This is a genomic window from Rhodococcus sp. NPDC127593 (assembly GCF_042671975.1).
Taxonomy (GTDB): domain Bacteria; phylum Actinomycetota; class Actinomycetes; order Mycobacteriales; family Mycobacteriaceae; genus Rhodococcus_F.
Genome location: NZ_JBHXWI010000017.1, coordinates 35,611 through 55,498 on the forward strand (window position 1 = coordinate 35,611; position 19,888 = coordinate 55,498).

Genomic DNA, 19,888 nt, shown 5'->3' on the forward strand with positions numbered 1-19,888 from the left:
AGACCAGAAAGGACAGCGCATGCCGCCCCGTAGACGTTCCGGCGCCGCCGCACCGGATCACCTGACCGCGGAGAATCTCGAGACCCTCGCTGCCGCGATCGCGGAAGGCAAGCGGGCCACCGTGTATCTGCGCGAGGCGATGCCCAGCCTCGGGCTCGAGGCCGGAGCCTCGGCGAAAGTTATCTCCGTGCAAGGCAATACGGCCTTGATCCGCCCCAAAGGTGTCGACGACGAGCTCCCCTTCGAAGCAGAGGAGCTTCTGATGAGACGAATTCCCGCTCCCAAGCCTGCGCCCGCACGCACCGCCCCCGCAGCGCCGGTCGTGCACCAGGAGATCGAACCCGGTCCGCCCCCTGCCCCCAAGGCACCCGCCGCCAAGACCGTCGCGACGCCACAGCCCGCCGCCACCGCGGTCCCGAAACCCGCCACGGCACCGGCCAAACGCACCGGCAAGAAGGTGCCCGCGGGAGTCAGCGTCACCATCCACGCCGGCGCCGACAACGACTGGAGCGTCACCGTCGCGCACGGAGCCAAACGTCCCGGCAAGGCCGTCCCCGTCTCTCCGGACGCCGTCGAGCGCGCTGTCCGGGAACTCGGGGAGGAGACGGCGATCGAGGCCGTCGAGTCGATCATCGTGGCGGCACGCAACCTTGCGGCGGCCCGGGTCGACGAGCTGAGCCGGCAACTCGAGGACGCCCGCAAAGCACTGGAGGCACTCGGCGCCGTCGAGTAGCGCCCGGGTGAGCAACGGTCGCGGTCTCTACATCGGCATTCCCGCACGCAGGGCTTGTGCGGGTGGGATTCTTATGGGGAGACACGCGGCCGTCGGGGCTCATCCGGGAAGGTTCGAAAAATGTTGAAACGATTCGCGGCGGTTGTTGCGGCGACAGCGGGAATTCTGGGATTCGTTGCGGCGGGGTCCGCGACAGCAGCTCCGGCCGCCGTCTTGGGGGGCGGTTCGGGGATCGTGGTGAACGACGAACTCGTCTGCTCACTCACCACCATCGGGCACGACAACGCGGGCCGGCTCGTCGGCCTCACGGCGGGCCACTGCGGTGAAGCGGGCTCCTACGTGGTGCCCGAGGCCAGTCAGGACAGTGGCATCGTCGGCGAGTTCGTCGTCTCGAATCCCGCTCTCGACTACGCGGTGATCCAGTTCGACCCCAAGAAGGTCGTCCCGGTGAACCGGGTCGGCGGTGTCACCATCACACAGATCGGCGCACCGGCAGCCTTCCCGCAGGTGGCATGCAAGGAAGGCCGTACCACGGGAAACACCTGCGGCATCGTCTACGGCGACCTGATGCAGACGGGCGAAACATGGACCCAGGCCTGCGTGATCGAGGGTGACTCGGGCGCACCGATGGTCGTCGGCACCACTCTGGTGGCCATGGTCAACGCCTATCTCGCGGCGCCGTGCATCGGCCCGGAAATCGGCACCAACCTCAACTCGATCATCGCCGACATGAACGCGAGCGGCGGTCCCGGCGCCGGGTTCCGGCCCATCTAGGCGCCTCCGGCGCCCGTGCGCCTTTTTGGTAGCCAGGACGACCAGAAAGGCGCACGGGCGCGGAGCGCCTAGCCGCAGACGGCGCCTCCCGAGGCGGAACCGACGAGCTTCGTGTACTTGGCCAGGACACCTCGGGTGTAGCGCGGGGGCAGAGGCTCCCACCCGTTCTTACGGCCCGCGAGTTCCTCTTCGTCGACGAGCAATTCCAGCGTGCCCGTCCCGACGTTCAATCGGATCTGGTCGCCGTCGCGGACGAACGCGATGGGACCGCCGTCGACGGCCTCCGGTGCCACGTGGCCGACGCACAGGCCGGTGGTGCCGCCGGAGAATCGGCCGTCCGTGAGGAGGAGGACGTCCTTCCCCAGTCCGGCACCCTTGATCGCGCCGGTGATTGCGAGCATCTCGCGCATGCCGGGACCGCCCTTGGGGCCCTCGTAGCGGATGACCACGACGTCGCCGTTCGTGATGGTGCCGTCCTCCAGGGCGTCCATCGCGGCCCGTTCCCGTTCGAAGACGCGGGCGGTGCCGGTGAAGACGTCGGAGTCGAACCCGGCCGACTTCACCACCGCGCCGCCCGGGGCGAGGGAACCCTTGAGGATCGTGATTCCGCCGGTCGGGTGGATGGGCGAGCTCATCGCGCGGAGCACCTTGCCGTCCGGGTCGGGAGGTGCGATGGCCGCCAGGTTCTCGGCCATCGTCTTTCCGGTGACGGTGAGGCAGTCGCCGTGCAGCATCCCGGCGTCGAGCAGGGCCTTCATGATGACGGGGACGCCGCCGATGTGGTCGACGTCCTTCATCACGTGCTTGCCGAACGGTTTGACGTCCGCGAGGTGCGGGACGCGGGCGCCGACGCGGGAGAAATCGTCGAGGGTCAGTTCGACATCCGCTTCGCTCGCGATCGCCAAAAGGTGCAGGACGGCGTTGGTGGAGCCGCCGAACGCCATGACCACGGCGATGGCGTTCTCGAACGCCTCCTTGGTGAGGATGTCCCTGGCGGTGATGCCGCGGCGGAGCAGTTCGACGACGGCTTCACCGCTGCGCCTCGCGAATCCGTCGCGACGACGGTCGGTGGCGGGCGGCGACGCGCTGCCGGGCAACGACATGCCGAGTGCCTCGGCGGCACTGGCCATCGTGTTCGCGGTATACATCCCGCCGCACGCGCCCTCGCCGGGACAGATGGCACGCTCGATGGCGTCGACGTCCTCGCGGCTCATCAGTCCGCGCGAACAGGCGCCGACCGCCTCGAACGCGTCGATGATGGTGACGTCGAGTTCGGTGCCGTCGGACAGTTTGGCGACACCCGGCAGGATCGAACCGGCGTAGAGGAACACGCTCGCGAGGTCGAGGCGGGCCGCGGCCATCAGCATGCCGGGCAGCGACTTGTCGCAACCGGCGAGCAGCACCGATCCGTCGAGGCGTTCGGCCTGCATCACCGTTTCCACACTGTCGGCGATCACCTCACGGGAGACGAGGGAGAAGTGCATGCCCTCGTGTCCCATCGAGATGCCGTCGGACACCGAGATGGTGCCGAACTCGAGGGGATACCCGCCTGCGGCGTGGACGCCGTCCTTGACGGCCTTCGCGAGCCGGTCGAGCGACAGGTTGCAGGGGGTGATCTCGTTCCACGACGATGCCACGCCGATCTGGGATTTCCCCCAGTCGTCGTCGCCCATGCCCACCGCACGGAGCATTCCGCGCGCTGCGGTCTTCTCCAGTCCGTCGGTGACGTCGCGGCTGCGGGGTTTCGGATCCGGGGTACTCATGTATCTCAGCGTAGGCGGGACCCTCGGCGGCGGTTGGTTAAATGCGTTGCCGGGGATCGCGCCCGGTCAGGGCGATCAGACGATCCTGTAGTGGTGCGTCGTCGGGAACGTCGACGGGGTCGGCGAACAGCCCGCTCTCGGAGAGCATCTCGCGTTGGCCGTCGAGGTCCGACCAGACGCCGGCGACGAGTTGCGGGTCGAGTGTGTCGTCGGATCCGGTGGCCTTGGCGAGGTCCCATGCGTGGATGGTGACGTCGGCGATCTGCTGCCGCAGATACGGCTCGAGCGGCACCGTGCCGTAGGACAGGTGCACCTGCGTCTGCGGGTCGGTCGACGACCACGAGTGGATGGCCGCGTCCGAATACCGCTGCCATTCCGACCGCATGTCGCCGTGCAGGGGCTCGATGTCCGGGGTTGCTTCGCCGACCGTCTTCCCGGCGAGCAGTGGGGGAACCCACTGCTGTTCCTCGATGACGTGCCGCACCAGCTCTGTGACGTCCCATTCGCGGTCCGGGGTCGGCGCCGACCAGTCGGTGATCGCGGCGACCCGTGCACCGAACTCGCGGTGGGCGATGCGGGCGAGTTCGAACCAGTCGAATGCCATGCCTTCAGGGTAGAGGCAGCCGGGTCACGATCAGCGCGATTCCAAACGATGCACCTGTCGGGGTGCTCGGGAAGGATGGGGCGCATGACCAACATTCCCACCGTGCAGTTGTCCGAAGGCCTCACCGTCAGCGCGCAGGGCTACGGCGCCATGTCCGTCGCCCCCGTGTACGGCCCCGTCGATGCCGCGGAGGCGCTCGCGACCCTCCACCACGCCATCGACATCGGAGTGACGTTCATCGACACGGCCAACGTGTACGGCGACGGCGCGAGTGAGATCGCGGTGGGCACGGTGCTGAAGGAACGCCGCGACGAGGTGCAGCTGGCCACCAAGTTCGGTCTCGTCGGCAACATCGCGAACGGCCGGCGCAGCATCAACGGCAAGCCCGAGTACGTGGCGCAGGCCCTCGACGAATCGCTGTCCCGGCTCGGCGTCGACACCGTCGATCTCTACTACCTGCACCGCGTCGACCCCGAGGTGCCCATCGAGGACACCGTCGGTGCGATCGCGGAACAGGTGAAGGCCGGGAAGGTCCGCAACATCGGACTGTCGGAGGCGACCGGCGACGAGTTGCGTCGCGCGTCGCGCGTGCACCCCATCGCCGCGATCCAGAGCGAGTGGAGCATCTGGAGCCGCGACGTCGAGAAGCACGTGGTTCCCGCGGCGGCGGAACTGGGCATCGGCTTCGTGCCGTACTCGCCGGTGGGCCGGGGCTTCCTCACCGGAACGTACGACCCGGCCACGCTGGGCGACAAGGATCTGCGTCGCCGGTTCCCGCGTTTCGGCGACGATGCGCTGCCGGCGAACCTGAAGGTGCTCGACGTCGTCCGCGAGGTCGCTGCCGAACTCGACGCGACGCCCGCCCAGGTGTCGCTGGCGTGGCTGGACGCGAAAGGCCGCGAGTTCGGGTTGCCGTCCGTGTCGATTCCCGGCACCCGGTTCGCGGCCCGTGTGACGGAGAACGCAGGCGCGGTCGCACTCACGCTGACCGAGGGGCAGATCGCCCGCCTGGACCTGCTGGCGGACCTCACCGTCGGCGAGCGCACGGCCGATCCGACCTGGGTGTCACTGGGCCGCGAGTGACTTCAGCCAGCGGGTAATACCTGCTGGGGGGTAGTTTGATCTGCGATGAGCAGAGTGTGGTTGGTGTGGGGCGTCGGGGTTGTCGCATATATCGTCGCCGTCCTGCATCGAACCTCGTTCGGTGTGTCGGGCCTCGCGGCGACGGAACGATTTTCGATCAGTCCGAGTGTGTTGTCGGGTTTCGTCGTACTCCAGATCGTGGTGTACGCGGGGATGCAGATCCCGGCCGGTGTGCTCCTCGACCGGTACGGGTCGCGGATCATGATTTCCGCGGGCGCCCTCATCATGGCGTCGGCGCAGATGCTCCTCGCGCTGACCGAATCGCTGCCCCTGGCGGTCGCCGCGCGCGTTTTCGTCGGCGTCGGCGACGCGATGACGTTCATCTCCGTGCTGCGTCTGGTGCCGCAGTGGTTCGCGCCGAGGCGGGTCCCGCTCGTGTCGCAGCTGACCGGCATCTTCGGTCAGATCGGTCAGATCCTGTCGGCGCTGCCGTTGATGCTGTTGCTGAACGGGCCGGGCTGGAGTTTCGCCTACGGCAGTGCGGCGTCGCTCGGTTTGCTGTCCTTCGTGCTGGCCGTCTCCTGCATCCGCAATGCCCCTCCCGGTCTGGAGGTGGTGGCCGCGCCCGCCGGACTGCGGGAGGTGGGCAAGCAGATCCGCGCCGTGTGGGGTCGTCACGGCACCCGACTCGGGTTCTTCACCCACATGGGCACGCAGTTCTCGATGACCACGTTCGCCCTGCTGTGGGGTGTGCCGTACCTGAGGTCGGCGCAGGGGTTGTCGCCGGCGGAGGCCGGTTCGCTGCTGACCCTGTCGGTGATCTCGGCGATCGTGGCCGGTCCGATCATCGGCATCCTCAGCGGCCGCTTCCCGATGCGCCGCTCCTATCTGGTGCTGGCGATCATGATCAGCAACGCGGCGATCTGGACCGTCGTCCTGTCGCTGCCGGGTCCGGCGCCGATCTGGTTGCTGATCGTGCTCGTGATGGTGATCTCGGTGGGTGGCCCCGGTTCGATGATCGGCTTCGACTACGCCCGGATGTTCAACCCCAGCACCAGCATGGGAACGGCGCAGGGAATGGTCAACATCGGCGGCTTCCTGGCGTCGTTGCTGGTCATCCAGGCGATGGGTCTCATCCTCGACGCGATGGGCGGGTACTCGTTCGAGGCGTTCCGGGTGGCCTGGCTCGTGCAGTACCCGGTCTGGGTCGTGGCGATCACGGGTGTTCTGGTGACGCGTGGGAAGACACGGAAGCAGATGGGGTTGGTGCTGCGGCCCATCCGTCAGGTGTGGCGGGAGCGGGGCGGTCGCTGAAAGGGCTAGTTACACTCTTACATGATGTGTAACACTATAACGCATGAGTAATGAGCGATCGGAAGATCATGCCGTCCTGACGGCACCCCCGATGCAGTGGGACGCCTGGGGCGCGCCGGAGAAGCACAAGGTCCTCTCGGACGGCATCAAGGGACTGCTGCAGCAGGCCCTCGGCGTCACGATCAGGGAGCCGTCCGACCGTGCGGCCGGCGACGTCGTCCTGGTTCCGAGCGCACTGTCCGGCCAGCAGGTCGCCGCGCTCGCGGGCATCGTCGGAGAACAGTTCTGCAGCACCGCGCACTCCGACCGGCTACTGCGTTCCGGCGGCAAGAGCACGCTCGACCTGCTGCGTCGCCGCAGCACCGAACCGCAGAACGCGCCCGACGCCGTGATCACTCCCGGCACGGACGCCGAGGTCGCCGACGTGCTCCGATACTGCGCAGACCACGACATCGCCGTGGTGCCGTTCGGCGGCGGAACGAGCGTGGTCGGCGGGCTCGACCCCGTGCGCGACCGATTCGACGCCGTCGTCTCGCTGGACCTGCGCCGGTTCGACGCGCTCATCGACCTCGACACCGACTCCGGCATCGCGACGCTGGGAGCCGGCGTGACGGGTCCGCTCGCCGAGGAACTGCTCGGCGCCCACGGCTTCTCGCTCGGGCACTTCCCGCAGAGCTTCATGTTCGCGACCATCGGCGGCTTCGCGGCCACCCGGTCGTCGGGGCAGGCGTCCGCGGGGTACGGGCGGTTCGAGGACATGGTGCAGGGACTGCGGGTGGTGACCCCCACCGGGACTCTCGACACGGGGCGCGCCCCGGCCTCCGCGGCGGGTCCGGACCTCGGCGAACTGTTCGTCGGGTCGGAGGGAACGCTCGGCGTCATCACCCGGGTGCGGGTACGGGTGCACGCGGTCCCCGACGCCACCGTCCGGGAAGGGTGGAGTTTCCCCGACTTCGAGACGGGCGCGGCGGCGCTGCGTGCGTTGCGGCAGGAAGGTGCGGTCCCGACCGTGCTGCGACTGTCCGACGAGGCGGAGACGGGGGTGAACCTCGCGACCACCGACAAGATCGGTGAGGAGACCGTCACCGGCGGCTGCCTGGCGATCACGACGTTCGAGGGCACCGCCGAGCACACCGCGGAGCGGACGGCGGAGGCTCGCGCCGTGCTGGTGGCGCACGGCGGCACGTCCCTGGGCGAGGGGCCCGGAAACGGCTGGGAGCACGGACGTTTCGATGCGCCGTACCTGCGCGACGCGCTGCTCGACGCGGGAGCGCTGTGCGAGACGCTGGAAACCGCGACCACCTGGGGCAACCTCGCTGCGCTCCGCGCGGCCGTGACCACCGCGCTGACGGAGTCGCTGTCCGGGCAGGGCACCCCGCCGCTCGTTCTCTGTCACATTTCACACACGTACCCGACCGGCGCCTCGCTGTATTTCACCGTCGTGTCCGCGCAGGCGGAAGACCCGATCGAACAGTGGCGTAAGGCCAAGACCGCCGCCGGTGATGCGATCGTCGCCGCCGGCGGAACCATCACGCACCACCACGCGGTCGGAGTCGACCACCGCCCGTGGATGCGGGACGAGATCGGCGACCTGGGTGTCGCGATTCTGCGGGCAGTGAAGGACACGGTCGATCCGGCGGGAATCCTCAACCCCGGCAAGCTGATTCCGTGAGCACGCAGCAGGTGATCGAGAAGGTCACCGTCCTCGTCAACCCGCTCGCCGGACACGGTCACGCCCCCGTCGCCGGCCGCAAGGGGGTGGCCCGCCTGCGTGAGCGCGGGGTAGCCGTCACCGAGATCATCGGGACGGACGCCGATCACGCGCGCATGCTGGCCCGCCGGGCGATCGACGACGGCACCGACGCGCTCGTCGTCGTCGGCGGGGACGGCGCCATCAGCATCGGGTTGCAGGCGGCCGCGCAATCCGGAACCCCGGTCGGGCTGATCCCGGCCGGCACCGGCAACGACCATGCGCGCGAATTCGGTATCCCCGTCGGCGATCCCGTCGCCGCGGCCGACGTGATCGCCGACGGGGAGGTGCAGGAGTCCGACCTAGCCAGGATCACGCTCACGGACGGCGCGGTGGTGTGGGCGGGCACCATCGTCGCGAGCGGATTCGACTCGCTCGTCACGGACCGCGCCAACCGGATGTCCTGGCCGAAAGGCCCGATGCGGTACAACCTCGCGATGCTCGCCGAACTGACGCGGCTCCGCCCACTGCACTACACCATCGAACTGGACGAGGAGACGTTCCAGGTGGACGCCACCCTCGTGGCGGTGGGCAACGGACGCTCCTACGGCGGCGGCATGCAGATCTGCCCGGGCGCCGACAAGACCGACGGCCTGCTCGACGTCACGGTGGTCGACTACGGTCGCCGGTCGAGGCTGGTCCGGTTGTTCCCCCGGGTCTACAAGGGCACACACGTGGATCTCCCCGACGTGCAGACCTACCGTTCGCGGACGGTGCGACTGCAGTGCGACGGCATCACGGCCTACGCGGACGGCGACCGGGTCGGTCCGCTGCCGGTCACCATCGAGGCGGTGCCGGCCGCCCTGCGCATCCTCAGCCACACCCCGGCCTGAGCGGTCACAACCCGCGCAACCGGTCCATCTCACGGCGTTCGCGTTTGGTGGGCCTGCCGGCGCCGCGGTCGCGCTGCGGTATCGACGCGAGGACTTCGCGCGGTGGGGGCGGTGGGGTGTTGTCGGCGTAGCACTCGACCGCCACCACCGCGCCGACCCGTTTGGTGATGGGCCGGACGACCTCGACGATGCGTTCGACACTCGCCGCGCGAATGCGGACCTCGTCCCCGACCTTGACCGGCTGCGCGGGTTTGGCGGTGGTGCCGTTGACCCGCACGTGCCCCGACCTGCAGGCGGCCGCCGCCGCGGAGCGCGTCTTGAACAGCCGGACCGCCCAGGTCCAACTGTCGACCCGGACGCTCGCGGGGTCGGTACCGGAAATCGCCACCCGACCAGGATACGAAAGCGCGCGACTCAATTGCTGATCGCGGGTGCCGCCTTCCGCACGATAAACGGAGTGCGTATTCCACTTCGGGTAGCATCGGGTTCATGGTGAAGTCGGGACCGAAGGAGGCACGGGATGCGTGCAGGCACGCGTTGCGCACCGACGCCGAGCGCAACCGCTCGCGCGTCGTAGACGCGGCGCAGGAGGTGTTCGCCGAGCAAGGGCTGACGGCCTCCATGGCCGAGGTCGCCCGGCGGGCCGGGGTCGGCATCGCGACGTTGTATCGCCGTTTCCCCACCAGGGAGGATCTGATCACCGACGTCTTCGCTGACAAGATGAGCGCCTACGTCGACGCCATCGACGAGGCCGCGGCCGACCCCGATCCGTGGAACGGTTTCTGCGCCTACGTCGAGCGGGTGTGCGCCATGCAGGCGGAGGATCGCGGCTTCACTCACGTGCTCACGATGACGTTTCCCACCGCGAGCGAATTCGAGGCGAAGAGGGCCGAGGCTTACCGCGGCTTCGAGCGGCTGATCGAACGCGCCAAGGGCACCGGTCGGCTGCGCGCGGATTTTTCCTCGCAGGACCTGGTGTTGCTTCTGATGGCGAACGCGGGGGTCATCGAGGCGACGGGCGCCGCGGCCCCTGATGCGTGGCGTCGTCTCGTGGGCTACATGCTCCAGGCGTTCGCGGCCGACGGTGCCGCGCCGCTGCCCCCCGCTCCCACTCCGTCGGCGATGTACGAATCCATGGTGGGGGTGACGTGTGGAGCAGCGAACGGCCGATGACGTGACCGGACTGCTGAGTCTCCGAAACTCCGACGAGGGACGGGATTTCACCCGATTCCTGATGTCGTACAAATTCGGCATCGACGAGATGATGACCAAGATCAACATCTTGAAGGACGAGTTCACCTACATTCACGAGTACACCCCGATCGAGCACGTGAAGTCGAGGCTGAAGTCGGCCGACAGCGTCCTGGGCAAGGCCGCCCGCAAGGGTATTCCGCTCACTCTCGACTCCATCCGCGGCAACATCCACGACATCGCCGGAATCCGGATCACCTGCAGCTTCATTCAGGACGCGTACCGGATCAGCGACCTGTTGACGGGCCAGCAGGACATCACCCTCGTCGAGGTCAAGGATTACATCGCCGAACCCAAACCCAACGGATACCGGAGTCTGCATCTGATCGTGGAGGTTCCGGTGTTCATGTCCGACCGCGTCGAATCGGTGCGGGTGGAGATCCAGATCCGTACGGTGGCCATGGATTTCTGGGCAAGCCTCGAGCACAAGATCTATTACAAGTACGACAAGGCGGTCCCGGCCGCGCTGCTGGACGAGTTGAAGGATGCTGCCGACGTGGCCCGCAATCTCGACGTCAAGATGGAGGCCCTCCACGACGAGGTGCGCGAACACGGGGCAGCGCTGCGCGTCATCCCTTCGGGGGAGTAGGGCCAGGCCGGGCGAGGGTCGGTTGCACTGCCGGGCCGGTGACGTCGCAATGTGGTTTGCATGCAACCGAATCCGCGGTGGGAGCCGGTGGGGCGGGCGCGCGGATCAGGGCTGCGGCGATGGTCGCACCGATCAGCAGCAGTGCGATGCAGATGAACATCGCGATGCGGAAGCCGTGCGAGAAGCTGGTGGGGTCGATCATGCTTTCGGCGTCGATCCCGGCGATACCGGGGAGTGCGGCCACCGCCAGCAGCTGACTTGTGCGCGCGACGGCGTTGTTCACTCCGGACGCGATGCCGGACTGTTCCACCGGGACCGACCCGAGCACGGCGGCGGTCAGCGGCGCGACCATGGCGGACAATCCGAGGCCGAAGACGACGACGCCGGGGAGCACGACCGTCCAATAGTTCGCACCCGGACCGATCCGTGTCATCAACAGCAGGCCGACCGCTGCGAGTGCGGGCCCGACGGTCATCGGCAGCCGGGGGCCGTGGGTCTGGGCGTAGCCGCCGGCGCGCGAGGAGAAGGCCAGCATCGCCAGCGTGATCGGGATGGTGGCGACCCCGGCTTCGATCGGCGAGTATCCGGCCACCAACTGCAACTGCAGGACCAGCAGGAAGAAGACGCCGCCGAGTGCGGCGTACACGGCGAGCGTCACGAGGTTCGCCGCCACGAACATGCGCGACGCGAACAGGCTCGGCGGTACCAGTGCGTTCGGTGAGCGCCGTTCCACCACGACGAACGCGACCAGCGCGACGGCTCCGACCACCCCGGCGATCAGGTTCATCTCGATCAGACCGTAGGTGAGCGCGCCGAGACCGACCACCGCGCACATCGACCCCAGCACGTCGAGGTGATCGGACGGATGCGGGTCCCGGCTCTCGGGGACGTGCCGCATCGACGCCCACACGACGACGACGGCGAGCGGAAGATTGAGCAGGAACACCGACCGCCAGCCGGCCACCTCCACCAGCCAGCCGCCCAATAGAGGTCCGATCGCCCCGGCCACCCCGCCGAGCCCCGACCACAGGCCGATCGCGGCACCCCGGTCGTCCTCGTGGATCGACGCCGAGATCAGAGCGAGGCTGCCGGGGGTCAGCATCGCAGCGCCGACACCCTGCAGAATCCGGGCGATCACGAGCATCGTGATGTCGGGTGCGATGCCGCACAGCAGTGACGCCACCGCGAACCAGACCGTCCCCCAGACGAAGACGCGGCGCCTGCCCCAGCGATCCCCGAGCGCCCCGCCCAGCAGGATCAACGACGCCAGCGCGAGGGTATAGCCGCTCAGTACCCACTGCATTCCCGCGACATCCGACCCGAGGTCCTCGCCGATGTGCGGCAGGGCAATGTTCACCACCGTGCCGTCCAGTAGCGCGAGGCTCGAGCCGAGAACGGTGGCGGTGACCACCCACCGCCCCTGACGGCTGCTCAGGCGCAGAACCGTGTCGGTCATCTCCCCATGGTGCGCTGCGGTCCAGACAGTGCGGTACTCGTTGCGATTTCTCGCGCCGGCTTCGGCATACTCGACATCGTTGCCCGGTCGAAACGGAAAGTCGAGAGCCTGCACGTGTACATCGAAGTCGACGACCTGTCCCGCGAGGACGTGCACGGACTGCTGGCCGAGCACCTGGCGGACATGCGTGCCACGTCGCCGCCCGAAAGTGTTCACGCCCTCGATCTGTCCGCTCTGCGGGACCCCTCGGTCACCGTGTGGACGCTGTGGGACGAGGAGGCCGTGCTGGGAACAGTGGCTCTGCGTGAGCTCTCGCCGGCCGAAGGCGAGATCAAGTCGATGCGGACGGCCACGGAGGCGCGCGGGCGGGGCGTGGCCACCCGGCTCCTCGCGCACCTGGTCGACGAGGCGCGGGCACGTGGGTACGCCCGGTTAAGCCTCGAGACCGGCACCGAGGATTTCTTCGCCCCGGCCAGGCGCCTGTACACCGAGCACGGCTTCACCGAATGTCCCCCGTTCGGGGACTACGGCAACGATCCGAACAGCATCTTCTTCACACTCGCCCTGTGACGGCTGTGCACGTGCGACACTTTCCGCCACGCACCTCGATATACGGAGAACTCATGGACATCATGCGCAAGGTCGCAGTCGGGGCCGTCGCGGTGGCCGGCCTGTCATTCTTCGCTGCGGGGACAGCCGCTGCAGACCCGGTGCCGGCGCCCATGCCACCGCCGCTACCCGTGCCCATGCCGGTCCCGTTGCCTGCCGGCACGTACCTCGGCACCACCAACGTTCTCGGTGGCGACCTGATCTGGAAGGGCAAGACGTTCGGACCCGGGTGGGTCATGGACAACTTCGGTGTGTTCTTCCCGTACATCTTCGGCATGACCACCCCGGAAGCGAGCGGATCCATCGTCACCGACTACAGCCCCTCCGGGCTTCCCTTCCTGACCGACCGGATCACCCCGAGGCCCGACGGGACCTACGAGGGAACGGTGTACATCAACGGCAACCCCGTTGCCGGATACGCCCTCCACAGGTAGGCAACCGGCAAAGGTCTACACCTTCGACGGCGCGAGCGGTTCGGTGGGAATCGAATTCGGCGCCTCGGGGGTGGCGCGGCGGGTGGGAATGGCCAGCGTGATGGCCGCGGCGACGAGTGCGACACCGCAACCGATCAACAGACCGGTTCGGAAGCCGCCCTCGGTGGGCAGGGTGTGACCGGCGACCTGGACGCTCATCTGGGCCAGGACCACACCGACGACGGCCGCGGACACCGCGGTACCGACCGAGCGCATCAGGGAGTTGACGCTGTTGGCGGAGGCGGTCGCGGACTGCGGCACGGCGCTCATCACCAGGGCGGGCATCGCGCCGTAGGCCAGGCCGACGCCCGAGCCGCAGATGCAGGTCACGACGACCAAGCCCCACGTCGACCCCATCAGGAATATCGACGATCCGTAGCCGAGCGCGATGACGAGGCTTCCGACGAGCAGGGTGACCTTCGGTCCGCGAGTGGACGACAGCTTGGCGCCGAAGGGGGAGACCGCCATCATCATCAGGCCCGAGGGAGCCATCCACAGGCCCATGGCCAGCATCGACTGTCCCAGGCCGTATCCCGTGGACGCCGGTAGCTGCAGCAGCTGCGGAACGATCAGGGACTGGGCGTACATGGCGAAGCCGACCACGACGGACGCGGCGTTGGTCAGCAGCACCTGACGGCCGGCGATCACCCGCAGGTCGACCAATGGTTCGGGAGTGCGGAGTTCCCACCAGCCCCAGGCCGTCAACGCGATGACCGTGGTCGCGAACAGACCGAGGGTGGTGCTGCTCGCCCAGCCCCAGTCGGCGCCCTTGGACACAGCCAGCAGCAGGGACACCAGTCCGACACCCAGTCCGACTGCCCCGATGGGATCGAAGCGGGCCTTGGGTCCGTGGACAGGCGTGGCAGGCACGAAGAACCAGAGCAGCACGGCGATCAGCGCGCTGAGCCCGGCGGCGCCCCAGAACAGCACGCGCCAGCTCGAATTCTCGGCGACCGTTGCCGCGAGTGGCAGACCGAGGGCGCCGCCGATGCCCATGGACGAGCTCATCAAGGCGATGGAGGAGTGCAGGCGCTCGGGCGGCAAGAGGTCCCGCAGTGCGCTGATTCCCAGCGGAATCATGCCCACACCGATGCCCTGCAGCCCTCGGCCGATCACCATCGGGGCCAGGGATGTGGCGAGCGCACAGACCACCGAGCCGAGGACGAGCGGCACGGTGCAGATCAGCATCATTCGCCGCTTGCCGTACAGGTCGCCGAGACGTCCGGTGACCGGTGTCGCCACTGCGCCGGCGAGCAGCGTCGCGGTGATCACCCAGGACGCGTTGGAGGCGGTCGTGTCGAGCAATCGGGGGAGGTCGCCGATCAGCGGCACCACGAGGGTCTGCATGAGCGCGGCGACGATGCCGGTGAATGCCAGCACGGCGACGAGGCCGCCCGGGCGGACGGCGGGCGTCGGACTGTCCACACGAATCTCCTCAACTCTGCGAAACACAATTTGTGCACCATACACAGCATATGCATGGTGCACAAGATATGTATCGTGCAATAAGCTCAGGAGGAGCGTTTTCCGAGGTGGACAGCGGTGAGACCGCACGCGACCACGGCCACCACGGACAGTCCCGTCGATGTCCACGCCCACGAGTCCGGCCGCAGCGTGCTCTCGGATTCGACGAGCGGCGCGTACGCCGTCCACCCGTAGTCGGCGATCAGCGGGACGGCCAGCGCGGCCGGGGCGGCCAGCGACGTCGCGGTGACCGGATCGCTCGACGGCAGACTCGACGCGACCGTGTACGAGGCCGCGAGCGGAAGGAGGAGCCACGTCGCACCGACGTGCAGGTTGTCCCACGGCGGGTGCTCGAACAACGCCGACGCCGCCACGACTGCGAGTGCCGCGATGCCGGACACCGGCTGAGGGAAACGTCTGCCGAGCACGGCACCGGTCAGCACGAGCGCTGCGGGCACCAGCAGCCACGGCCACGAGTCGGGGAACGCCGCCGTGCCGATGTCCCCCGCGGCGACGAACGCCATCACGGCGAGCAGCACGATCCCGGTGCGGCCCTCCAGCCACAGCGAGGCGCCGATCACCACCACGACGAGGATGAGTCCGAATATCCACCGGTCCTGCATCGCACCGTAGGTGCCCACGTTCCAGACACGACGAACGAACCACCAGTACAGCACCAGCCCGATCAGCGGCAGAACGATCCCGACGACGAGGACGCGTCCGCTCACCGCGACATCCGTCGGCTCACCGAAGTCGCCGGACGCCAGCGTGACGGCCAGAATCACGGCCGTGAGCGCGAGGACGGTCAGCACCACCGGATCGAATGCGGGTTCCGGAAGGTAGTCCGCGTAGCGCCGGGGAGCGGACGTCCGGAAGTGCTCGATCGGTCCGGCGAGGAGGAGTCCGGCGAGAACCCCCGCCGCGAGTGCGGTCTGCAACCACGCCCGGTCGGCGGTCGCGCACAGTCCGACGAGACCGCCGAGCAGCAGGCCCGCACCGACTCCACTGGCATACATCTCGAAGTGCCACGGCCCGATCGACGGTGCGACACCCAGCAGCGCGAGGCCGGCGAACGACGCCACCGACAGGCTCCGCCGGGCCCGATTGCGCGCCGCCACGAGAACCGCGACGATCGCCGCGAGTGCCCCGCGCGCAGCGGGTCCCAGATAGAACACGTCCAGACGGTCGCCGTTCGTCACGAAGGCGAACCCTCCGGACATGCTGGATCTCAACGCAATTCCGGCGACGAATCCGCCCAGCACCAAACACAGGTGCGAGATCCTGAAAGTCATCCCCTGAGCATCGCGTAAGGGCACCGGCCTTGAAGTGACCGACGCGCAGGAGAAGGCTGGAGTCGTCGCTGTGCCGTCGGCAGAGAAGGGGTGGTCCGCTTGGTCATCGACAACGATGTCTACAACCGTGTGGGGGAGTCGTGGTGGGAGGAAGACAACCCACTCAACCTGCTGCACGGAAGCCTGACGCCGGGACGATTCGCCTACTTCCGCAAGGTGCTCGGCGAGACGGTCGGTCGTGACCACCGCGGACTCCGCGCCCTCGACGTCGGTTCGGGCGGCGGGTTCCTCGCGGAGGAGTTCACCCGCATCGGTTTCCGGGTGACGGGCATCGATCCGTCCCCGGTGTCGGTCGACACCGCGCGTCGGCACGCAGCCGGCTCGGCACTCGACATCGAGTACCGCATCGGGTCGGGCGAGCACCTGCCGGTGCCGGATGCCGCGTTCGACGTCGTCTACTGCTGCGACGTCCTCGAGCACGTGTCGGATCTGGACGGGGTGATCGCCGAGACGTCCCGTGCGCTGAAACCCGGCGGTCTGTACCTGTTCGACACCATCAACCGCACGTTCGCCAGCAAGCTCGTCGCGATCAAGATCATGCAGGAGTGGCGGATGACCCGGATGTTCGACACTCCCATCCACGACTGGTCGATGTGTATCCGTCCCGCGGAGCTGGCGCCGATCATGGAGCGGCACGGTCTGTGGCTCGGCGAGTTCGTCGGGCTCGGGCCGCGGTCGAAGAATCCTCTCCGGCTGCTCGACCTCGCCCGGGCAGGCGGAACACGGCTCAGTTACGGGGAGTTGAGCCGCCGGCTCGACTTCGGGCAGATCAGGAGCACGGCCATCTCCTACATGGGATTTGCGGTCAAGAATGGTGAAAGCCCGCCGCGACAACGCGACGGGCTTCCGGAGGGGCGTGGCTAGCTGTAGTCGTAGAAGCCCTTGCCGCTCTTCTTGCCGAGGTGTCCGGCGTCCACCTTGCGCTTGAGCAGCGTCGGAGGAGCGTAGTGCGGCTCGGCGAACTCCGCGTACAGCGACTCCGCCGCGGCGAGGGTGATGTCGAGGCCGACGGTGTCGATCAGCGTCAGCGGGCCCATCGGGTAGCCGCAGCCGCCCTTCATCGCCTCGTCGATGTCCTCGGCGGTGGCGTAACCCGACTCGAGCATCCGGACCGCCGACGTGAGGTACGGGATGAGCAGCGCGTTCACGATGAAGCCCGCGCGGTCACCGGCCCGCACCGTCTTCTTGCGCAGCGTGTTCTTCGCGTAATCGGTGACCGCGAGGACGGTCTCCTCCGACGTGACAAGGCTGACCACGATCTCCACCAGCGGCATCACCGGCACCGGGTTGAAGAAGTGGACACCCACGACCTGCCCGGGACGCTGCGTGGCGTTGGCCATCTTGATCAGCGGGATGGACGACGTGTTGGACGCCAGGATGCCCGACGGCTTCACGATCTTGTCGAGCTTGCCGAAGATGTCGACCTTGAGCGACTCGATCTCCGGCGCCGCCTCGATCACGAGGTCGCGGTCCGCGAAGTCCTCGATAGCGAGGGTGACCCGCACGCGGGCGAGTGCGGCGTCCGCGGCGGCCTGGTCGAGCTTGCCCGCCTTGACCCCGCGAGCCAGGGACTTCTCGATCCGGGCCTGTGCGGCCTCGGCGAATTCCGGCTTGGTCTCGAGGATGAGAACCGAGCTGCCGGCCTTGATGCATACCTCGGCGATGCCGGCACCCATGGTGCCGCCGCCGATCACGCCTACTAGTTCCACAAATTCTCCTCACGTAGCCGTGCGCCTTTCTGGTAGCGGGAACTACCAAAAAGGCGCACGGGCGGCGTAGCCGCCTACTTCAACAGTGCACGCGACATCACGACGCGCTGGATCTGGTTGGTGCCTTCGTAGATCTGAGTGATCTTCGCATCACGCATCATCCGCTCGACAGGGAAGTCGGTGGTGTAGCCGGCGCCACCGAACAGCTGCACGGCGTCCGTGGTGACCTCCATCGCGACGTCGGAGGCGAAGCACTTGGCGGCCGCGGAGATGAAACCGAGGTTCTTCTCGCCGCGCTCGGCGCGCGCCGCGGAGGTGTAGACCATGAGGCGTGCGGCCTCGACCTTCATCGCCATGTCGGCGAGCATGAACTGCACGGCCTGGAAGTCGCTGATCGACTTGCCGAACTGCTTGCGGTCCTTGGTGTAGGCGAGAGCGGCGTCGAGGGCGCCCTGCGCGAGGCCGACTGCCTGCGCGCCGATGGTGGGACGGGTGTGGTCGAGCGTCTGCAGCGCCGTCTTGAAACCGGTGCCGGGCTCGCCGATGATGCGGTCGCCGGGGACCTTGCAGTTCTCGAAGTAGAGCTCCGCGGTGGGCGAACCCTTGATGCCGAGCTTCTTCTCCTTCGGTCCGACGACGAAGCCCTCGTCGTCCTCGTGGACCATGAACGCGGAGATGCCGTTGGCGCCCTTGTCGGCGTCGGTGACGGCCATGACGGTGTACCAGCTGGACTTGCCACCGTTGGTGATCCAGCACTTGGAGCCGTTGAGGATCCAGTCGTCGCCGTCGGCCTTGGCGCGGGTGCGCATGCCGGCGGCGTCCGAACCGGCCTCACGCTCGGACAGAGCGTAGGACGCCATGGCCTCGCCGGACGCGAGCTGCGGCAGGACTTGCTGCTTGAGTTCCTCGGAGCCGTTGAGGATGAGGCCCATGGTGCCGAGCTTGTTGACGGCGGGGATCAGGGAGGAGGAGCCGCAGACGCGGGCGACCTCTTCGATCACGATGCAGGTGGCGACGGAGTCGGCTCCCTGGCCGTCGTATTCCTCGGGGACGTGGATGGCGTTGAACCCGGAGTTCACGAGGGCGACGCGGGCCTCCTCGGGGAAGCGCGCATCCTCGTCGACCTCCTTCGCGTAGGGTGCGATCTCCTTCTCGGAGAGCGCGCGGATCGCGGACCGAAGTTCATCGTGCTCTTCACCGAGCTTGAACAGATCGAAGTCCGGATTTCCGGCCATGGGGCGCTCCTTGCTGAGTCTCGACGGCACCGAGTCTGAATAGGCACTCCGTGCCAGGGTTGTTGTCGTTCAGGTGGGCCGCAATGTTCGTGGTCGGCAAACTTCTGCCACTACAGTGCAGTCAACCACGGCACTGAGTGCCAGTCAAGGGTGGGAGTCGTCACCCCGGCCGCTCAGCGTCGGCGCCGGGACAGCTGGGCCTGGATACGCCCGGTGATCTCGTCCACCGGCGTTCCCGGTGGGTACGACACCACCAGCACAGCGTCCTGGTCCTGCGTCGACGCCCCCGGAGCGACGCCGAACGTCCGGCGCACGTCGAGGAGGGCCCGTTCGAGTTCCTCGGCGGTGGCGTCGGGGTCGCCCTTGATCATGTTCCGGAGCAGGAAGTTGTGGCACGCGGTGACGGCGGCCGCGAATCCGATGACCTTCAGCACCGGTTCGGTGGGTACGACACCGCGCAGGTAGTCGACGAACAACCGCTCGTAGCGGAAGCCGGTGACGATCTCCCGGTCGCGCAGCGCGGGCACGCGCTGGACCACCTGGTATCGGCGAGCCGACAGCTCCCGATTCTCGCGAAACCTGTCGAAGACCAGGCCCGCCGTCCTGCAGACCGCCGCCCACGGGTCGTCGGAATCCGTCGACAGATAATCGCCTGCCTGCTGCAACAGCGATTCGTGATCGGCGAAGATCACGTCTTCCTTGGAGCGGAACTGGCGGAAGAACGTCCGCCGGGACACGCCCGCGGCCGACGCGATCTGCTCTACTGTCGTCGCCTCGTACCCGTTCTCGGAGAACAGCCGGATGGCCTGCGCCACGACGTGGACGCGGAAGTCCGCGGGATCGATGCCGGGTGTGTCGACGCGCTCGGTCATGAGGCCCAGTATCCATCGGCGGCA

At 67.9% G+C, this 19,888-nt stretch carries 20 protein-coding genes; 11 read left to right on the top strand and 9 right to left on the bottom strand.

Annotation, left to right across the window (positions count from 1 at the left end; all coding sequences use genetic code 11):
- Positions 1-19 precede the first annotated feature (19 nt).
- Positions 20-733: a DUF6319 family protein gene (locus ACFVJ3_RS17620; RefSeq protein WP_378453247.1), complete on the top strand. Its 714-nt coding sequence runs from the start codon at positions 20-22 to the stop codon at positions 731-733.
- A gap of 120 nt (positions 734-853) precedes the next feature.
- Positions 854-1,507, top strand: coding sequence for a S1 family peptidase (locus tag ACFVJ3_RS17625; protein WP_378453248.1), 654 nt, complete (start codon positions 854-856; stop codon positions 1,505-1,507).
- Between the two features lie 68 nt (positions 1,508-1,575).
- On the opposite strand, the gene ilvD is transcribed toward ACFVJ3_RS17625, so the two are convergent.
- Together ilvD and ACFVJ3_RS17635 are read right to left on the bottom strand one after the other, a co-directional pair.
- Positions 1,576-3,270: a dihydroxy-acid dehydratase gene (gene ilvD, locus ACFVJ3_RS17630; protein WP_378453249.1), complete on the bottom strand. Its 1,695-nt coding sequence runs from the start codon at positions 3,268-3,270 to the stop codon at positions 1,576-1,578.
- A 37-nt stretch (positions 3,271-3,307) separates the two neighbouring features.
- Complete coding sequence (locus ACFVJ3_RS17635) at positions 3,308-3,874, bottom strand: TIGR03086 family metal-binding protein (RefSeq protein WP_378453250.1); 567 nt, start codon at positions 3,872-3,874, stop codon at positions 3,308-3,310.
- Positions 3,875-3,958: 84 nt separating this feature from the next.
- On the opposite strand from ACFVJ3_RS17635, the gene ACFVJ3_RS17640 reads away from it, so the two are divergent.
- The 4 genes from ACFVJ3_RS17640 (at position 3,959) to ACFVJ3_RS17655 (ending at position 8,854) form a co-directional block, all read left to right on the top strand.
- Positions 3,959-4,957 (top strand): aldo/keto reductase, encoded by a 999-nt coding sequence (locus ACFVJ3_RS17640; RefSeq protein WP_378453251.1) that lies wholly within the window; start codon positions 3,959-3,961, stop codon positions 4,955-4,957.
- Between the two features lie 45 nt (positions 4,958-5,002).
- Positions 5,003-6,271 carry a nitrate/nitrite transporter gene (locus tag ACFVJ3_RS17645; RefSeq protein ID WP_378453252.1) on the top strand — a complete coding sequence of 423 codons (1,269 nt, stop codon included), beginning with the start codon at positions 5,003-5,005 and terminating at the stop codon, positions 6,269-6,271.
- Positions 6,272-6,362: 91 nt separating this feature from the next.
- On the top strand, positions 6,363-7,943 hold the full coding sequence (locus ACFVJ3_RS17650) for an FAD-binding oxidoreductase (RefSeq protein ID WP_378453315.1): 1,581 nt from the start codon (positions 6,363-6,365) through the stop codon (positions 7,941-7,943).
- Positions 7,940-8,854, top strand: a complete 915-nt coding sequence (locus tag ACFVJ3_RS17655; protein ID WP_378453253.1) for a diacylglycerol kinase — start codon at positions 7,940-7,942, stop codon at positions 8,852-8,854. Before ACFVJ3_RS17650 ends, ACFVJ3_RS17655 begins: the two co-directional genes overlap by 4 nt.
- Before the next feature lie 4 nt (positions 8,855-8,858).
- On the opposite strand, the gene ACFVJ3_RS17660 is transcribed toward ACFVJ3_RS17655, so the two are convergent.
- Positions 8,859-9,242 (bottom strand): RNA-binding S4 domain-containing protein, encoded by a 384-nt coding sequence (locus ACFVJ3_RS17660; RefSeq protein ID WP_378453254.1) that lies wholly within the window; start codon positions 9,240-9,242, stop codon positions 8,859-8,861.
- Positions 9,243-9,343: 101 nt separating this feature from the next.
- On the opposite strand from ACFVJ3_RS17660, the gene ACFVJ3_RS17665 reads away from it, so the two are divergent.
- Both ACFVJ3_RS17665 and ACFVJ3_RS17670 read left to right on the top strand, forming a co-directional pair.
- Positions 9,344-10,027 carry a TetR/AcrR family transcriptional regulator gene (locus ACFVJ3_RS17665; RefSeq protein ID WP_378453255.1) on the top strand — a complete coding sequence of 228 codons (684 nt, stop codon included), beginning with the start codon at positions 9,344-9,346 and terminating at the stop codon, positions 10,025-10,027.
- A 1-nt stretch (position 10,028) separates the two neighbouring features.
- The gene (locus tag ACFVJ3_RS17670; RefSeq protein ID WP_378453316.1) at positions 10,029-10,694 is read left to right on the top strand and encodes a GTP pyrophosphokinase family protein; all 666 of its coding nucleotides are present in this window, start codon (positions 10,029-10,031) and stop codon (positions 10,692-10,694) included.
- On the opposite strand, the gene ACFVJ3_RS17675 is transcribed toward ACFVJ3_RS17670, so the two are convergent.
- Positions 10,675-12,150: an MFS transporter gene (locus tag ACFVJ3_RS17675; protein WP_378453256.1), complete on the bottom strand. Its 1,476-nt coding sequence runs from the start codon at positions 12,148-12,150 to the stop codon at positions 10,675-10,677. The genes ACFVJ3_RS17670 and ACFVJ3_RS17675 overlap by 20 nt on opposite strands.
- 6 nt (positions 12,151-12,156) lie before the next feature.
- Between ACFVJ3_RS17675 and ACFVJ3_RS17680 the strand changes: the two genes are divergently transcribed.
- Positions 12,157-12,720, top strand: coding sequence for a GNAT family N-acetyltransferase (locus ACFVJ3_RS17680; protein WP_378453257.1), 564 nt, complete (start codon positions 12,157-12,159; stop codon positions 12,718-12,720).
- A 53-nt stretch (positions 12,721-12,773) separates the two neighbouring features.
- Positions 12,774-13,193 carry a hypothetical protein gene (locus ACFVJ3_RS17685; protein ID WP_378453258.1) on the top strand — a complete coding sequence of 140 codons (420 nt, stop codon included), beginning with the start codon at positions 12,774-12,776 and terminating at the stop codon, positions 13,191-13,193.
- 15 nt (positions 13,194-13,208) lie between these two features.
- Here the strand turns inward: ACFVJ3_RS17685 and ACFVJ3_RS17690 are convergent, their stop codons facing one another.
- Together ACFVJ3_RS17690 and ACFVJ3_RS17695 are read right to left on the bottom strand one after the other, a co-directional pair.
- Positions 13,209-14,657, bottom strand: coding sequence for an MFS transporter (locus tag ACFVJ3_RS17690; RefSeq protein ID WP_378453259.1), 1,449 nt, complete (start codon positions 14,655-14,657; stop codon positions 13,209-13,211).
- Positions 14,658-14,743: 86 nt separating this feature from the next.
- Entirely contained in the window at positions 14,744-15,988 is a 1,245-nt protein-coding gene (locus ACFVJ3_RS17695) for a hypothetical protein (RefSeq protein WP_378453260.1), read from the bottom strand.
- A gap of 90 nt (positions 15,989-16,078) precedes the next feature.
- On the opposite strand from ACFVJ3_RS17695, the gene ubiG reads away from it, so the two are divergent.
- Positions 16,079-16,912, top strand: a complete 834-nt coding sequence (ubiG, locus tag ACFVJ3_RS17700) for a bifunctional 2-polyprenyl-6-hydroxyphenol methylase/3-demethylubiquinol 3-O-methyltransferase UbiG (protein ID WP_378453261.1) — start codon at positions 16,079-16,081, stop codon at positions 16,910-16,912.
- On the opposite strand, the gene ACFVJ3_RS17705 is transcribed toward ubiG, so the two are convergent.
- From ACFVJ3_RS17705 to ACFVJ3_RS17715, 3 genes are all read right to left on the bottom strand, one after another.
- Positions 16,909-17,757: a 3-hydroxybutyryl-CoA dehydrogenase gene (locus tag ACFVJ3_RS17705; protein ID WP_378453262.1), complete on the bottom strand. Its 849-nt coding sequence runs from the start codon at positions 17,755-17,757 to the stop codon at positions 16,909-16,911. The genes ubiG and ACFVJ3_RS17705 overlap by 4 nt on opposite strands.
- 74 nt (positions 17,758-17,831) lie before the next feature.
- On the bottom strand, positions 17,832-18,992 hold the full coding sequence (locus tag ACFVJ3_RS17710) for an acyl-CoA dehydrogenase (protein ID WP_378453263.1): 1,161 nt from the start codon (positions 18,990-18,992) through the stop codon (positions 17,832-17,834).
- Between the two features lie 173 nt (positions 18,993-19,165).
- Positions 19,166-19,864 (bottom strand): TetR family transcriptional regulator, encoded by a 699-nt coding sequence (locus tag ACFVJ3_RS17715; RefSeq protein WP_378453264.1) that lies wholly within the window; start codon positions 19,862-19,864, stop codon positions 19,166-19,168.
- Positions 19,865-19,888 lie beyond the last annotated feature (24 nt).

What these genes read in the sequence shown, in the direction of transcription:
- ACFVJ3_RS17620 (WP_378453247.1), top strand. Translation starts at nt 20, where the DNA reads ATGCCGCCCCGTAGACGTTCCGGCGCCGCCGCACCGGATCACCTGACC.
- ACFVJ3_RS17625 (WP_378453248.1), top strand. Translation starts at nt 854, where the DNA reads ATGTTGAAACGATTCGCGGCGGTTGTTGCGGCGACAGCGGGAATTCTG.
- ilvD (WP_378453249.1), bottom strand. Translation starts at nt 3,270, where the DNA reads ATGAGTACCCCGGATCCGAAACCCCGCAGCCGCGACGTCACCGACGGA.
- ACFVJ3_RS17635 (WP_378453250.1), bottom strand. Translation starts at nt 3,874, where the DNA reads ATGGCATTCGACTGGTTCGAACTCGCCCGCATCGCCCACCGCGAGTTC.
- ACFVJ3_RS17640 (WP_378453251.1), top strand. Translation starts at nt 3,959, where the DNA reads ATGACCAACATTCCCACCGTGCAGTTGTCCGAAGGCCTCACCGTCAGC.
- ACFVJ3_RS17645 (WP_378453252.1), top strand. Translation starts at nt 5,003, where the DNA reads ATGAGCAGAGTGTGGTTGGTGTGGGGCGTCGGGGTTGTCGCATATATC.
- ACFVJ3_RS17650 (WP_378453315.1), top strand. Translation starts at nt 6,363, where the DNA reads ATGCAGTGGGACGCCTGGGGCGCGCCGGAGAAGCACAAGGTCCTCTCG.
- ACFVJ3_RS17665 (WP_378453255.1), top strand. Translation starts at nt 9,344, where the DNA reads ATGGTGAAGTCGGGACCGAAGGAGGCACGGGATGCGTGCAGGCACGCG.
- ACFVJ3_RS17675 (WP_378453256.1), bottom strand. Translation starts at nt 12,150, where the DNA reads ATGACCGACACGGTTCTGCGCCTGAGCAGCCGTCAGGGGCGGTGGGTG.
- ACFVJ3_RS17680 (WP_378453257.1), top strand. Translation starts at nt 12,157, where the DNA reads ATGGTGCGCTGCGGTCCAGACAGTGCGGTACTCGTTGCGATTTCTCGC.
- ACFVJ3_RS17685 (WP_378453258.1), top strand. Translation starts at nt 12,774, where the DNA reads ATGGACATCATGCGCAAGGTCGCAGTCGGGGCCGTCGCGGTGGCCGGC.
- ACFVJ3_RS17695 (WP_378453260.1), bottom strand. Translation starts at nt 15,988, where the DNA reads ATGACTTTCAGGATCTCGCACCTGTGTTTGGTGCTGGGCGGATTCGTC.
- ACFVJ3_RS17710 (WP_378453263.1), bottom strand. Translation starts at nt 18,992, where the DNA reads ATGGCCGGAAATCCGGACTTCGATCTGTTCAAGCTCGGTGAAGAGCAC.
- ACFVJ3_RS17715 (WP_378453264.1), bottom strand. Translation starts at nt 19,864, where the DNA reads ATGACCGAGCGCGTCGACACACCCGGCATCGATCCCGCGGACTTCCGC.